The sequence below is a fragment of the Micromonospora sp. CPCC 206171 genome, assembly GCF_036906755.1.
Taxonomy (GTDB): domain Bacteria; phylum Actinomycetota; class Actinomycetes; order Mycobacteriales; family Micromonosporaceae; genus Micromonospora; species Micromonospora purpureochromogenes.
Window position 1 is genome coordinate 1 of sequence record NZ_JBAKHT010000003.1, and the last position, 13,490, is coordinate 13,490.

The 13,490-nt window shown below is 71.2% G+C and carries 12 protein-coding genes, 1 tRNA gene and 1 other RNA gene; 3 read left to right on the forward strand and 11 right to left on the reverse strand.

Going from position 1 to position 13,490, the window contains the following annotated elements; all coding sequences use genetic code 11:
- The first annotated feature begins 156 nt into the window (after positions 1-156).
- The gene (locus V6U89_RS05085; RefSeq protein WP_334569441.1) at positions 157-1,308 is read left to right on the forward strand and encodes an MFS transporter; all 1,152 of its coding nucleotides are present in this window, start codon (positions 157-159) and stop codon (positions 1,306-1,308) included.
- Positions 1,309-1,593: 285 nt separating this feature from the next.
- Here the strand turns inward: V6U89_RS05085 and V6U89_RS05090 are convergent.
- Positions 1,594-1,666: transfer RNA gene (locus V6U89_RS05090), tRNA-Ala, on the reverse strand.
- A 90-nt stretch (positions 1,667-1,756) separates the two neighbouring features.
- A complete protein-coding gene (locus V6U89_RS05095) occupies positions 1,757-2,347 on the reverse strand; it encodes a YqgE/AlgH family protein (protein ID WP_154939236.1) in 591 nt (196 codons plus the stop codon).
- A gap of 150 nt (positions 2,348-2,497) precedes the next feature.
- Between V6U89_RS05095 and V6U89_RS05100 the strand changes: the two genes are divergently transcribed.
- A complete protein-coding gene (locus V6U89_RS05100; RefSeq protein ID WP_334569442.1) occupies positions 2,498-3,301 on the forward strand; it encodes an S-methyl-5'-thioadenosine phosphorylase in 804 nt (267 codons plus the stop codon).
- Between the two features lie 139 nt (positions 3,302-3,440).
- Positions 3,441-5,036 carry a benzoylformate decarboxylase gene (gene mdlC / locus V6U89_RS05105; protein WP_334569443.1) on the forward strand — a complete coding sequence of 532 codons (1,596 nt, stop codon included), beginning with the start codon at positions 3,441-3,443 and terminating at the stop codon, positions 5,034-5,036.
- A gap of 4 nt (positions 5,037-5,040) precedes the next feature.
- Here the strand turns inward: mdlC and V6U89_RS05110 are convergent, their stop codons facing one another.
- The 9 genes from V6U89_RS05110 to pruA all read right to left on the reverse strand — a co-directional run bounded on the left by V6U89_RS05110 (position 5,041) and on the right by pruA (position 13,159).
- Complete coding sequence (locus V6U89_RS05110; RefSeq protein WP_334569444.1) at positions 5,041-5,982, reverse strand: hypothetical protein; 942 nt, start codon at positions 5,980-5,982, stop codon at positions 5,041-5,043.
- 41 nt (positions 5,983-6,023) lie between these two features.
- On the reverse strand, positions 6,024-6,488 hold the full coding sequence (locus V6U89_RS05115; protein ID WP_154939244.1) for a hypothetical protein: 465 nt from the start codon (positions 6,486-6,488) through the stop codon (positions 6,024-6,026).
- 187 nt (positions 6,489-6,675) lie between these two features.
- Positions 6,676-7,051: a transfer-messenger RNA gene (ssrA, locus tag V6U89_RS05120) on the reverse strand.
- Positions 7,052-7,155: 104 nt separating this feature from the next.
- Positions 7,156-7,635, reverse strand: coding sequence for an SsrA-binding protein SmpB (gene smpB, locus V6U89_RS05125; RefSeq protein ID WP_334569445.1), 480 nt, complete (start codon positions 7,633-7,635; stop codon positions 7,156-7,158).
- A gap of 137 nt (positions 7,636-7,772) precedes the next feature.
- Entirely contained in the window at positions 7,773-8,648 is an 876-nt protein-coding gene (gene ftsX, locus V6U89_RS05130; protein ID WP_334569446.1) for a permease-like cell division protein FtsX, read from the reverse strand.
- Positions 8,649-8,718: 70 nt separating this feature from the next.
- Positions 8,719-9,399, reverse strand: a complete 681-nt coding sequence (gene ftsE, locus V6U89_RS05135) for a cell division ATP-binding protein FtsE (RefSeq protein ID WP_088969966.1) — start codon at positions 9,397-9,399, stop codon at positions 8,719-8,721.
- 118 nt (positions 9,400-9,517) lie between these two features.
- Positions 9,518-10,639 carry a peptide chain release factor 2 gene (gene prfB / locus V6U89_RS05140; RefSeq protein ID WP_334569447.1) on the reverse strand — a complete coding sequence of 374 codons (1,122 nt, stop codon included), beginning with the start codon at positions 10,637-10,639 and terminating at the stop codon, positions 9,518-9,520.
- Between the two features lie 64 nt (positions 10,640-10,703).
- Entirely contained in the window at positions 10,704-11,219 is a 516-nt protein-coding gene (locus V6U89_RS05145; RefSeq protein WP_088963825.1) for a PadR family transcriptional regulator, read from the reverse strand.
- 311 nt (positions 11,220-11,530) lie between these two features.
- Positions 11,531-13,159, reverse strand: coding sequence for an L-glutamate gamma-semialdehyde dehydrogenase (gene pruA / locus V6U89_RS05150; protein WP_334569451.1), 1,629 nt, complete (start codon positions 13,157-13,159; stop codon positions 11,531-11,533).
- Positions 13,160-13,490 lie beyond the last annotated feature (331 nt).

The following is a 13,490-nucleotide window of genomic DNA, read 5'->3' on the forward strand; positions in this document are numbered from 1 at the left end:
CCCGCCGAACCCCAGCCTAGAACACCCCTCTTGATCATCACTTGACACAGAGGGGTGCCAGATCAGTGCACGGACTGAGGCGGTCGGTGAGAGTGGCAATCCCCGTATCTGGGTTAATCAGTGTCGCCGGAGAGGTCTGACCGATACGAAGATCACGTGCCCTCTTTCGCGCTCTTCGCCGCCGTCCTCCTGCTCGGCATCGCGGACTCGATGGTCAATTCCTACATCGTGCTCTTCGGCGCTGATGTGGTCAGGCTGACGCCGCTGCAGATCGGCGTGTGGGCCTCGGTGTTCGCTGTCGGCGGGATCACGATCGGCTGGTGGCTGGGACGGCTGTTCGACCGCCGGCCCGCGCGAACGTACGCGATCGGCGTGATCCTGTTGGGCTCGGCGGGTTATGTGCTGCTGCCGCGGGTCTCGGGCTTCCTGGTGCTGCTGTTGATGGCGGCGACGGTGCTCGGGGCGATAGGGGCGGCCTTCCCGCAGTTGTTCGCCCTGGCCCGCTCCGTGCTCGGCGAGGGCGCCGCCGGGCAGCGTTCCGCGCCGCTGCTGCGCTCGGCCTGGTCCCTGGCGTGGGCCGGCGGGCCGTTGCTGGGCGCGCTCGTGCTGTCCCGGGGCGGCTATTCATGGCTGATGTGGACGGCCGCCGCGGTGTTTCTCGCTTCTGCGCTGACCGTTTTCGCCGTGCCGCGGCCCGGGCCGGTCGCGGTTGCGAGCTCGTCGCCGGGCGGCACCCCTGTCCTGCTCACCGCGAGCGTCACCCTGTTCTTCACCGCGATGTTCGCGGGCGGTGTGGCGCTGCCGTTGTTCGTCACGCGTGCCCTGCATCAGCAACCTGCGTCGGTCGGCATGCTCTTCAGCGTCTGCGCCGCGGTCGAGGTATTGGCCACGCTGGTGCTGGCCGTTGTCCCCGCCCGGGTCAGCCAGCGGGCCCTGATCCTCGGCGGCTTTGGCTCCTTCGTCTGCTATTACGCCCTGACGGTCGTTTCTTCGGACATGCTGATGCTCGTGATCGGCCAGGTCTTGCGCGGGGTGGGGATCGCGATCGTCGGGGCGGCCGGCATCCGCTACTTCCAGGACCTCCTCGCCCCGGCCACCGGCCGCGCCACCACGCTCTTCGCCAACGCGTCCACGGCCGGCCTCCTGGTCTCCGGGATCCTGTCCGGCGTGGCGGTCGAGCACTTCGGCTATCGAACGACGCTCTTCCTCTGCGGGGTGGCGGCTGCGTTGGGCGGAGTCGCTTTCACACTCGGTTCCCGACGCCAGGCCGACAGCCGGCACGCGGAGAAGGTGTATAGCGGCGTTTGAGCGGGACCGGGGATATTGAGCTCTCCCAAATCGACAGCAGCGCACTTACATCGGCATGAGCGGACGTGGCCCGGATACTCGTGGAACTCTCGGTCACTGCGAGATCGGCGCCACCATGAACATCCACAGCCAGGTCATGCCCGCTCAGCTCGTCAGGCTGCCGACGTGATCAAGAACCTGCTGGGGGACGAGGGGCAGTAGCCGTCGCTACCTGCTTGGCTACCTTCGCCGACAGGAACGACGAAGGGCGCCCGCCATCTCTGACGAACGCCCTGGTCTCAAGGGTGGAGCCGAGGGGACTCGAACCCCTGACCCCCACACTGCCAGTGTGGTGCGCTACCAGCTGCGCCACGGCCCCTTGCTGTCGTCCCCGGTGTCCCGGGCACGCAGAGAACTATACACACGCTGCCCGGCATGGTCATCTCGCGGGGTCCCCACCCCGCCGCGGCTAGTTCAGCGCCACGTCGGGCGGGAAGTGGGCGACCGCCGCCATCATTCCGCCCTGTCTCCGCAGCACCATCGGCCACAGGTCGTCCGGCCGGTCGACGAAGGCGTCCCCCGGCAGCGCGTCGAAGACGAACCAGGAGCCGTCCTCGATCTCCTGCTCCAACTGACCCGAACCCCACCCTGAGTAGCCGGCGAAGACCCGGATGCCGCCGATGCCGTCGCGCAGCTTCTCCGGGTCCGCCGAGAGGTCGACGGTGCCGACCGCGCCGGAGATCTGCTGGAAGCCCTTCAGCCGGCGCATCGGGTGCCGCATCCGGGCGAGGCAGATCGCCGAGTCCGGCTGCACCGGGCCGCCCTCGAAGAGCACCGCGGGGTGACGGGCCAGGTCGCTCCAGTCACCGAGCACGTCGGCGACCGGCACCTCGGTCGCCCGGTTGAGCACCACGCCGAGCGCCCCGCCGGCTTCGTGGGCGACCAGCAACACCACCGTGCGATCGAAGTTCGGATCCTTGAGGGCCGGGGTGGCGACCAGCAGCCGCCCGGTCATGGACTCCATGGCTCGACCGCCGATCGCCCGTCCCTCCTCCTGCATCTCGGACACCGTCAGCCGCGCGCCGGGTCGTGGAACCGGTTGCCGTCGGCCGTCCGCGCTGTCACCGCCATGCCTGGCACCATAGCCTGCGCCCGGGGCGGTGGCTAAGGTCTGACCGGCGGGTGATCGAGCGGGAACGAGGGAGGGTCGATGGGTCCGACGGCGGACATCGCGGTGATCGGCGGGTCGGGGCTCTACGCGCTCCTGGACAGTGCCACCGAGCACATGGTCGAGACGCCGTACGGGGCGCCCTCGGACCCGATCACCGTCGCGGAGGTGGGCGGGCGGCCGGTGGCCTTCCTCCCCCGGCACGGCCGCGACCACCGGTACCCGCCGCACCTGATCCCGTACCGGGCGAATCTGTGGGCGCTGCGGTCGCTCGGGGTGCGCCAGGTCGTCGCCCCGTGCGCGGTCGGCGGTCTGCGGCCGGAGCTGGGCCCGGGCACCTTCGTGGTCCCCGACCAGCTGATCGACCGGACCAGCGGCCGGGCCCAGACCTACTACGACCGGGGCGCGGTGCACGTGCCGTTCGGCGACCCGTACTGCCCGGTCGGGCGGCGTACGCTGCTGGCCGCCGCGGCCGGCCGGGACGTGGCGGCGGTGGACGGCGGCACGGTGGTGGTGGTCGAGGGTCCGCGCTTCTCCACCCGCGCCGAGTCCCGCTGGTACGCCTCGATGGGCGGCACGGTGGTCAACATGACCGGCCACCCGGAGGCGGTGCTCGCCCGCGAGCTGGCCCTCTGCTACACCTCGATCGCGCTCGTCACCGACCTGGACGCCGGCGTGGAGGCCGGCCAGTCGGTCACCCAGGAGGAGGTGTTCCGGGTCTTCGCCGAGAACACCGACCGGCTGCGCGGGGTGCTGCTGGACGCGGTGGGGGCGCTGCCGACCGACCGGGACTGCCCGTGCGGGCACGCCCTGGACGGCATCAAGACCCCCTTCCCGCTGCCCTGAGCCTCCCCGGCCGGATGCACCCGGCCCGGTGAGCGGCAAAGCGCCCGACTTGTCCCCCCGCCCCCGATAGATTCGGCAGGTCGGGAGCCTCTGTCGCGGTGGGCGCCGGCACGCGCCGGGACAGGGAGGCGGGGGGGCGATGGCGACCGTCCGGGACACCACCTACGAGCTGCTCCGCGCCCTCGGCCTGACCACCGTCTTCGGCAACCCCGGCTCCACCGAGCAACCGTTCCTGCGGGACTTCCCGGCGGACTTCCGGTACGTGCACGCCCTGCACGAGGCGTCCGCGGTGGCGATGGCCGACGGGTACGCGCAGGCCACCGGCCGTCCGGCGCACGTCAACCTGCACACCGCGCCGGGCACCGGCAACGGCATGGGCAACCTCGTCACCGCCTGGCACAACCGCACGCCGTTGATCGTCTCCGCCGGCCAGCAGAGCCGGGAGATGCTGTTGACGGAGCCCCGGCTGACCAGCCGGGCGCCGACCGAGCTGCCCCAGCCGTACGTGAAGTGGAGCTACGAGCCGGTCCGCGCGCAGGACCTCCCGGCGGCGTTCATGCGGGCGTACGCCAGCGCCGCCCAGCCCCCGGCCGGGCCGGTCTTCCTCTCCCTGCCGCTGGACGACTGGGACCAGCCGGCGGACCCGCCGCCCCAGGTGCGTACCGTGGCGACCCGGTTCGGGCCCGACCCCGGGCGGCTGCGGGAGTTCGCCGCGCTGCTGGCCGCCAGCCGCTCCCCGGTGCTGGTGCTCGGCGCGGCGGTGGACCGGGCGGAGGCCTGGCCGCTGGCGGTGGCGGTGTCCGAGCGGCTGGCCGCGCCGGTCTGGTCCGCCCCGGCGCCGGAGCGGGCCGCGTTCCCGGAGCGGCACCCGCACTACCGGGGGGTGCTGCCGTTCGCCATCGCGCCGCTGGCGGAGAAGCTGCGCGGGCACGACACGGTGCTGGTCGTCGGCGCCCCGGTGTTCCGGTACTACCCGCACGTCCCCGGCGCGCACCTGCCCGACGGCGCCCGGCTGCTGCACGTCACCGACGACCCGGACGAGGCCGCCCGGGCACCGGTCGGCGACAGCCTGCTCGGCGACGCCGGGCTGACCCTCGCCGCGCTGCTGGACCTGCTCCCGGCGGCCGACCGACCGGCGCCGGAGCCCCGGCCGGCGGTGGAGCCGCCGGAGCCGGCCGACCCGCCGGACGCGGATACGCTCTTCGCCGCGCTGGCCGCCTGCTGGCCCACCGACGGGGTGCTGGTCCAGGAGTCACCGTCCAACCTGGCCGCGCTGCGCCGCCGGCTGCCGACGGACCGGCCGGCGTCGTACTTCACCATGGCCAGCGGCGGGCTCGGGTACGGCCTGCCGGCGGCGGTCGGTATCGCCCTCGCCGAGCGGGACACCGGCCGGGGCCGGCCGGTGGTCGCGGTGATCGGCGACGGCTCGTTCCACTACTCGGTACAGGCGCTCTGGACCGCCGCCCGGCTGCGCCTGCCGGTGGTGGTGCTGGTGCCGGTCAACCGCCAGTACGCCATCCTCAAGTCGTTCGCCGAGCTGAAGCACACCCCCGGCGTGCCCGGGCTGGACCTGCCCGGCCTCGACATCACCGCGATCGCCCAGGGGTACGGCTGCGCCACCAGGGTCGTCGGCACGCCGGACGAGCTGCCCGACGCCCTGGCCGACGCGCTGCGCGCCGAGGGTCCGACGGTGCTCCCGGCGCCGATCAGCGGCGAGCTGCCCCGGATCCTCTGACCGGTCAGCCGGCCCGCTGGGTGAGCACCCGCCCGGTCAGCACGTCGAGCACCGGCCGGCCGCCGAGCGGCGCGGAGAGGGTGACGGTGACCGGCTCCAGCTTCAGCTGGTCGGTGCAGACGCCGCTGGCCCGAACCACCCCGCCACCGACCACGACCACGTCCTCGCGCTCCTGCACCAGCGGGGTGATCCCGGTGTCGCAGGCGCCCACCCCGAGCACGTAGGTCAGCCGCGTGCCGTCCACCCGTTCGGTGTGCTGGGCGCCGACCATGTCGGCGGGGGCGGGCCGGGCGGGAGCCGCCGGCTCGGGCACCGCGGTGACCGACTGCGGCGAGACGGCCACCCGGGCCACCGGGGCGGCCAGTCCCTCCACGGTGAACAACCAGGCCGGTACGTCGGCCATGCCGCGGCTGGTCCGGACCGAGGCGGTGCCGAGCCGGACGGCGGTGACGGTGAGCGGGACGCAGGCGGTGGCGACCGGGCTGGAGACGGAGCCGTCCGGCCCCGGCTCGATCGTCGGACCGGGCGCCTTCGGCCGCCCATCGCACGGCGGCGGGTCGCCCTGGTCCAGCTGCCGGTACGCCTCTGCGGCGCTGAGCAGTGGCGTGGTCATCGTGCCGTCGGGAAACCGGATCGTGCCGTCGGCGGGGCGGGCGGCCGGCAGCTCGATCTGATCCCGGTACCAACCGGCCAGGAAGGCGGTCTCGGTGTCGGCGGTGAACCCGGGGTCGCCGACCAGCACGGTCGGGTCCTGCAGCGGCACGTACCCGCTCCGCCAGGCGGGTGCGGGGCGCCAGTTCTCGGCGACCTCCGCGGCCCGCTGGTGGAACGCCCCCCAGCGGTGGTCCGGGCCGGCGGACGGCCCGGCCGGATCGGAGCCGGCCGGCGCGCAGCCGGCCGCGATGGCCACCAGGGGCAGGCCCAGCAGGGCGAGGAATCGACGCATACGTACTTGGACGCCGCCCGGCACGGACCGGTTCCCGCCGGTCAGGTCTCCCCGCCGAGGTCCGTCTGGTACGCCTGCCAGAGCAGGTCCGCGCCGCGCTGCCGGTGCCGGGACAGCGCCCGCAGCAGGTCGTCGGTGCGCCGGCGCAGCTCCTCGGCGCACACCCCGGGCCGTTCGACGGCCCGCTGGAGGTCGGCCAGCGCCGCGACGATGGCCGCGTGCTCCCGGGTGAGCAGCCGGACGCCGCGGTGCAGCCGGGGCGCCTGGGCGAGCACCTCCGCGTAGAGGCCGGCCGGGCCCTCGGTGATCCGGACGTGTTCGGCGAAGCCCCGGCGGACCGGGGCGAGGTGGACGATGACCCGTTCCCGCCAGCGCGGTTCCCCCGGCGGTACGGCGAGCGCCCGCGCCAGGGCGGGCAGGTCGCCGGGCGGGCTGGGCCGGCGCGCGGCGGGCGGGCGGACCGCCGGCGGGGCGACGGACGGCTGCTGGATCGGACCGGTGACCATGGGCACCTCCCGCGCTGCGTGCTACCGCGTACAGCGATGGTGAACCCCTGTTCGGGCGCTGTCCAGGGGGCCGGAACGCCTCATTGGCCCCATCGGTCCCAGCGGCCCCAGAAGTATCCCTGGTGGCCCGACAAGTATCCGGAGACGACTGTGCGCCCCGGTCCGATGGACCGGGGCGCACATGAGGTGGTGGAGGTGCCGGGAATCGAACCCGGGTCCTTCGCCGGTTTGTCAGGGCTTCTCCGAGCGCAGCTCGCTATGCCTCTACTCGGCCCCACCGCTCACGCGAGCAAGTTGGTGTGACGGGCCCAGTCGCTGATTGATCTCGCCGCACGGACCCCGCGACCGGGTCCGATTGGCCAGCCTCCTAGCTGATGCCGGCTGACTGGGACGAAGGCGTTCCCAGGCCGACAGACTCACTACTCGCCTCAGGCGGCGAGAGCGAAGTCAGCGCGATTGTTCTTGGCGCTTATTGGTTTCCGACGAACGATTCTCGAGACGACGTCGGCTTCCTCGGCTCGCTTCCCCTGCCGCAACGTACGAAGTCGAAACCAGTCACCCCCTCGGTGGGCCACCTTCGTGGTGGCACTGATAAGCCTAACGCCTGCCGCAACGGGTTTCATCCCGAGCCCCGAGCCGGCGTGCCGGCCGGGACAGAGCGGACAAATCACTCGTCCATGCCCTTGCCGCGCCGGCCGGCCACCCGGGCGATCTCCCGGTCGGCGTCCCGCTTGGCGAGGTCCTGACGCTTGTCGTACGACTTCTTACCCTTGGCCAGGGCGATCTCCACCTTCGCCCAGCCGTCGGAGAAGTAGACCTGCAACGGCACCATGGTCAACCCGCCCTCGCGGGTCTTGCCGATCAGCCGGTCGATCTCCAGCCGCTTGAGCAGCAGCTTGCGGGTACGCCGGGGCTCGTGGTTGGTCCAGGTGCCCTGGGTGTACTCCGGGATGTGCATGCTGTGCAGGTAGAGCTCGCCGTTGCGCTCCTGGGCGAACGCGTCGACCAGGGACGCCCGACCGGCCCGCAGCGACTTGACCTCGGTGCCGGTCAGCGCCATGCCCGCCTCGTACGTGTCGAGGATGGCGTAGTCGTGGCGCGCCTTCTTGTTGGAGGCGACCACCTTGCGACCCTTTTCCCGTGGCATCGGCACCACCCCCTTTCCTGGTGACCCACGACCGGTGCGACCGGCCGCGGGGCAGAGATCATGCTACCCGAATGACAAGGACCCTCCCGCGCCGTTTATTCCGGCGCGGAAGGGCCCTCGGCGGAGCCGTCGGGTACCTAGACCCGCAGGTAGAAGCGGAGCGTGATCCAGCCGGTGATCGCGCTGAACAGCGCGCCGACGCCCGCCATGATCGGGAACATCAGCAGGATGTCGCCCCACGAGACCGGCGTGATCAGGCCCTCCAGGGCGGACAGCGAGCCGCTGCCGCCGAAGTACTTCCCGAGCGCCATGAACACCAGCGCGAGGATCGAACCGATCAGACCGGCGACCACCGCCTCCAGCACGAACGGCGCCTGGATGAACCAGTTGGACGCGCCGACGAGCTTCATGACCGCGACCTCACGCCGCTTGCTGTACGCGGCGACCTGGATGGTGTTCGCCACCAGGAGCAGCGCGGCGGCGGCCATGAACACCGCGATGACCAGCGCGAAGGTCTGGATGCCGGTGAGGACGCCGAAGACCTTGTCCAGCAGCCGGCTCTGGTCGACGATCTCGTCGACCCCCTCGGTGTCCTTGTACTGGTCGTAGATGTTCTTGTACTGCTCCGGGTTCACCAGCTTGAGCCGGAACGACTCGGGCAGCTGGTCCGCCTTGACGGCGTTCACCAGGTCCGGGGCGTCCTGGTACATCTCCTGGAACCGCTTGTACGCCTCGTCCTTGTTGACGTAGAGGACCTCCTTGACCAGGGGGTCGCTCTTGAGCTTGGCGTCCAGGTCGTTGCGCTGCTGCTCGCTGACGTCGGTCGCCAGGAAGATCGAGACCTCGACGTTCTCGTAGTAGAGGTCCTTCATGTCGCCGACCTTCTGGTACAGCAGGCCGGCGCCGCCCAGCATGAACAGCGACACCGCCATGGTGATGATCATGGCGATGGTCATGGTGACGTTGCGCCACAGTCCGACCAGTACCTCGGACAGGACGTATTTCATCCGCATCGGGTGTTCCTCCGGCTCTCCGGCATGAGGTGTTCGTCGTCAGGGTGTACGGCAGGGGTGGAGCGCCGGCTCACCCGTAGACGCCGCGGGCCTGGTCGCGCACGATGCGGCCGCTCTCGATCTCGACGACGCGACGGCGCATCTGGTTCACGATGTTGGAGTCGTGCGTGACCATCACGACGGTCGTGCCGGTGCGGTTGATCCGGTCCAGCAGGCGCATGATCTCGATCGAGGTGTCCGGGTCCAGGTTTCCGGTCGGCTCGTCCGCCAGCAGGATCAGCGGACGGTTCACGAACGCCCGGGCGACGGCCACGCGCTGCTGCTCACCACCGGAGAGCTCATGCGGGTAGCGGTGCTCCTTGCCACCGAGCCCGACCAGCTCCAGCACCTCGGGCACGACCCGGCGGGCGACCGCCTTGGTCTTGCCGATCACCTCGAGAGCGAACGCCACGTTCTCGTAGGCGGTGCGGTTGGGCAGCAACCGGAAGTCCTGGAAGACGCAGCCGATCGAGCGCCGGAAGTGGGGTCGCTTCCAGGAACGCATCGTGGTGACGTCCTTGCCGTTGACGACGACCCGGCCCTTGTTGGGGCTGACCTCGTGCAGCAGCATTTTGATTATCGTGGACTTGCCGGAGCCGGATGGACCGATGAAGAAGACGAACTCGCCCTTCTCGATCGAGACGGACACGTTGTCGAGCGAAGGCCGGGACGCCTTCGGGTACGTCTTCGTCACTTGCTCAAGCTGAATCACGGGTCGTGAGTCTACGCGGTGTAACCGCTGAGCCAAGTCCTACGCCCCACCTGTGCGAGGCGCGTCATCGATTGCCCCTCCCACCAGGAGATCGACGACGCGCTCCGCTCCCGCTTGATCACGCAGCGTCGTTGGCGAGCTGCTGCTGCTTGCGCCAGCGGATGCCGGCCTCGATGAAGCTGTCCAGGTCCCCGTCGAAGACCGAGGACGGATTGCCGGTCTCCTGCTCGGTTCGGAGATCCTTCACCATCTGATACGGGTGCAGGACGTAGGAGCGCATCTGGTCGCCCCACGAGCCGGCGGCGTCCGTCTTGAGGCCCTGGAGCTTGGCCTGCTCCTCCTGGCGCTTGCGCTCCAGCAGCCGGGCCTGGAGCACCCGCAGCGCGGAGGCCTTGTTCTGCAGCTGGGACTTCTCGTTCTGGCAGGTCACCACGATGCCGGTGGGGATGTGGGTGATCCGGACCGCCGAGTCGGTGGTGTTGACGCTCTGCCCGCCCGGGCCGGAGGACCGGTAGACGTCGATCCGCATCTCGTTCTCGGGGATGTCGATGTGGTCGGTCTGCTCCACCACGGGCAGCACCTCGACCCCGGCGAAGCTGGTCTGCCGGCGGCCCTGGTTGTCGAAGGGGCTGATCCGCACCAGCCGGTGGGTGCCCGACTCGACGCTGAGGGTGCCGTAGGCGTACGGGACCTTGACGGTGAAGGTGGCAGACTTCAGGCCGGCCTCCTCCGCGTACGAGGTCTCGTAGACCTCGGTCGGGTAGCCGTGCCGCTCGGCCCAGCGCAGGTACATCCGCAGCAGCATCTCGGCGAAGTCGGCGGCGTCCACCCCGCCGGCGCCGGCCCGGATGGCGACCAGCGCCTCCCGGGAGTCGTACTCGCCGGAGAGCAGGGTGCGGACCTCCATCTCCTGGATGGCCTTGCGCAACCCGCCGATCTCCGTCTCGACCTCGGTGAGGACCCCCGGGTCAGCCTCGGCCTCGGCCAGCTCCAGCAGGACACCGGCGTCGTCGAGCCGGGAGCGAAGGCTGCCGAGCTTGCCGATCTCGCCGTTGACGTACGACAGCTGCGAGGTCACCTGCTGCGCCTTCGCCTGGTCGTCCCAGAGGTCGGGCGCGGACGCCTGCTCCTCGAGCCGGGCCTTCTCCTCGTGCAGGCGGTCGAGGTCGAGCACCGCCTCGATGTTGCGTAGGGTGGCGTCGAGTTCCTTGAGCTGTTCGGCGTAATCGGCAGCGGTCACGACAGACAAGCGTACTGTGCGTGCGGCGGTCCGCTCACGTCACACCGCCGACCCGGGCAGATGATCAGCCGACCGGGGCGGTCTTGAGCCAGGAAAGCGCCGCCTTGTGGTAGGCGACGGCGAACTCCAGCGCGCTGGCGTCGTAGGTGTCGCCCTCCTTCTTGGCGTTCTTCACCTGCTCACGCACGTGCGCCAGGGCCTCGGTGTGGTACTCGTTGGCCGAGGCGTAGAGGTTCTTCAGCTGGCTGGCCGAGTGCAGGTCGCCGAAGGCGATCCGCAGCGCGATCGGGTTACGGATGGTGTCCCGACCCGGGTTCTCCGCCAGCCAGCGGGAAAATGTCCGTTTCCCGCTGGCGGTGATCGCGTACGGCTGGCTCATCCGCGGCCCGGGCTTGCCCAGCCGCACGAAACCCCGCTCGGCCAGCACCGGCAACTCGCGGTAGACCTGACTGCGGGTCATCGACCAGTACGGCGCCAGTCGGCGCTCAGCGGCGGCCATCAGCTGGCCGCCAGTCATCGGGCCCTCGTGCAGCAGCCCCAGCAGAGCTGCCGCGGTGGGGTTGACTCCGGATTCCGCCATGCCCTCTAAGCTGCCACTTTGCCGTCGCAGCGTCCAGGATTTCCGGATTTGCCACCCGGGAGGATTTCCAATGTGCACTGTCGGCCGACGACAGTGCTGCCAGGACTATCGATGCGTACCGGCCGGACGGTGTCCAGGCCCCACCGGACGGCCCCCACCCCCCCACCCCCCCACCCGCCCTGCACTTTCCCGGAAAGCGGGGCCATGACGCGCCGAATGGCCCCGCTTTCCCGGAAAGTGGCGCGTTGAGGTGCGGGCGGAGTGGGCGGCCGCCGGCGGCGCGCGCAGCGCCACCGGCGCCCGTCGCCGGTTCAGCCCATGTGCGGGTACGTGTGGTCGGTCGGCGGCACGAACGTCTCCTTGATCGTCCGCGGCGACAGCCAGCGGACCAGGTTGAGCCAGGAGCCCGCCTTGTCGTTGGTGCCGCTGGCCCGGGCGCCGCCGAAGGGCTGCTGCCCGACCACCGCGCCGGTCGGCTTGTCGTTGATGTAGAAGTTGCCGGCCGCGTACCGCATCCGCTCGGCGACCGCCTCGACCACCCGGCGGTCGTTGGCGAAGATCGAACCGGTCAGCGCGTACGGCGCGATCGACTCCGCCTGGGCGACCGCGTCGTCGAAGCGGGCGTCGTCGAACACGTGCACGCCGAGGATCGGACCGAAGTACTCGGTGGTGAAGGTCTCGTGCGCGGCGTCGCTGCACTCGAAGAGGGTGGGCCGGACGAAGTAGCCGACCGAGTCGTCGGCGGTGCCGCCGGCGAGGATCCGGCAGGTGTCGTCCCCGGAGATCAGCTCCAGCGCGGCGGTGTGCCGGCTGAACGCCTTCTCGTCGATCACCGCGCCGCCGAAGTTGCTGAAGTCGGTGACGTCGCCGTAGGTCAGCGACTCCGTGGTGGCGGCCAGCCGGTCGCGCAGCCCGCCCTCCCAGAGCGAACGCGGCACGTACGCCCGCGAGGCGGCCGAGCACTTCTGGCCCTGGTACTCGTAGGCGCCCCGGATCAGCGCGGTGTGCAGGGCGTCGACGTCGGCGCTGGGGTGCGCGACCACGAAGTCCTTGCCGCCGGTCTCACCGACCAGCCGCGGGTAGCCCCGGTAGCCGGCGATGTTCTCGCCGACGGTCCGCCACAGGTGCTGGAAGACCTTGGTGGAACCGGTGAAGTGGATGCCGGCCAGGTCCGGGTCGGCGAGCACGACGTCGGAGACCTCCTCGCCGCGCCCGGTGACCATGTTGATCACGCCGGGCGGCAGGCCGGCCGCCTCGAACAGCCGCATGGTGAAGTGCGCGGCGAACTGCTGGGTCGGGCCCGGCTTCCAGACCACGGTGTTGCCGAGCAGGGCCGGCGCCGAGGGCAGGTTGCCGGCGATCGCGGTGAAGTTGAACGGGGTGACCGCGTAGACGAAGCCCTCCAGCGGGCGGTGGTCGAAGCGGTTCCACACCCCCGGCGACGACATCGGCTGCTCTTCGAGCAGCCGCCGGGCGAAGTGCACGTTGAACCGGAGGAAGTCGATGAACTCGCAGGCCGAGTCGATCTCCGCCTGGACGGCGGTCTTGGACTGGCCCAGCATGGTGGCGGCGTTGAGCGTGTCCCGCCAGGGGCCGGCGAGCAGCTCGGCGGCGCGCAGGAAGATCGCGGCCCGCTCCTCGAACGGCAGCGCGCGCCACATCGGCGCGGCGTCCTTGGCGGCCTTGACGGCGGCGCGGGCGTCGTCGTGGGTGGCGTGGCCGGTGACGCCGAGCACGTGGGCGTGCTTGTGCGGCTGGACCACGTCGATCGACTCGCCGCCGGCCATCCGCTGCTCGCCGGCGATCGTCATCGGCAGGTCGATCCGCTCGGCAGCGAGTTCGGTCAGCCGCCGCTGCAGCCGCTCCCGGTCGGCGCTGCCCGGCTCGTAGGTGCGTACCGGCTCGTTGCGCGGCTCGGGTACGGAGAACACGGCGTCCATCACAGGCTCCTGTGCGATCTCGACGGCGGTGGCGAAATCGGACCCGCGGGCACCGACCGGACGGCCGGACGCCGGGCACCGCGCGGGTGAGGCGTCGCGGCGGCGGGACCTCCGGCGATTCTCCCACGCCCGCTCCCCGCCGATCGCGCCCCGCCCGCCTGGAAACCATAGATCGAGAAGTACGGGTGCGGGCCGGGCGGCGATCCGTACCCGAACGGCCCTTTCGGCCGAAGGAAAGCAGGCCGGCGGGGCGGGTGCGGGCGCGCGGGGCCAGCCGGACCGGGCGCGTACGCTGGATGGCCGGTGACCTGCCCCGGCCCGCCGCTGCGGT

What these genes read in the sequence shown, in the direction of transcription:
- V6U89_RS05095 (WP_154939236.1), bottom strand. Translation starts at nt 2,347, where the DNA reads ATGCAGGAGGAGGGACGGGCGATCGGCGGTCGAGCCATGGAGTCCATG.
- V6U89_RS05100 (WP_334569442.1), top strand. Translation starts at nt 2,498, where the DNA reads ATGGGTCCGACGGCGGACATCGCGGTGATCGGCGGGTCGGGGCTCTAC.
- mdlC (WP_334569443.1), top strand. Translation starts at nt 3,441, where the DNA reads ATGGCGACCGTCCGGGACACCACCTACGAGCTGCTCCGCGCCCTCGGC.
- V6U89_RS05110 (WP_334569444.1), bottom strand. Translation starts at nt 5,982, where the DNA reads ATGCGTCGATTCCTCGCCCTGCTGGGCCTGCCCCTGGTGGCCATCGCG.
- V6U89_RS05115 (WP_154939244.1), bottom strand. Translation starts at nt 6,488, where the DNA reads ATGGTCACCGGTCCGATCCAGCAGCCGTCCGTCGCCCCGCCGGCGGTC.
- smpB (WP_334569445.1), bottom strand. Translation starts at nt 7,635, where the DNA reads ATGCCACGGGAAAAGGGTCGCAAGGTGGTCGCCTCCAACAAGAAGGCG.
- ftsX (WP_334569446.1), bottom strand. Translation starts at nt 8,648, where the DNA reads ATGCGGATGAAATACGTCCTGTCCGAGGTACTGGTCGGACTGTGGCGC.
- V6U89_RS05145 (WP_088963825.1), bottom strand. Translation starts at nt 11,219, where the DNA reads ATGGCGGAATCCGGAGTCAACCCCACCGCGGCAGCTCTGCTGGGGCTG.
- pruA (WP_334569451.1), bottom strand. Translation starts at nt 13,159, where the DNA reads ATGGACGCCGTGTTCTCCGTACCCGAGCCGCGCAACGAGCCGGTACGC.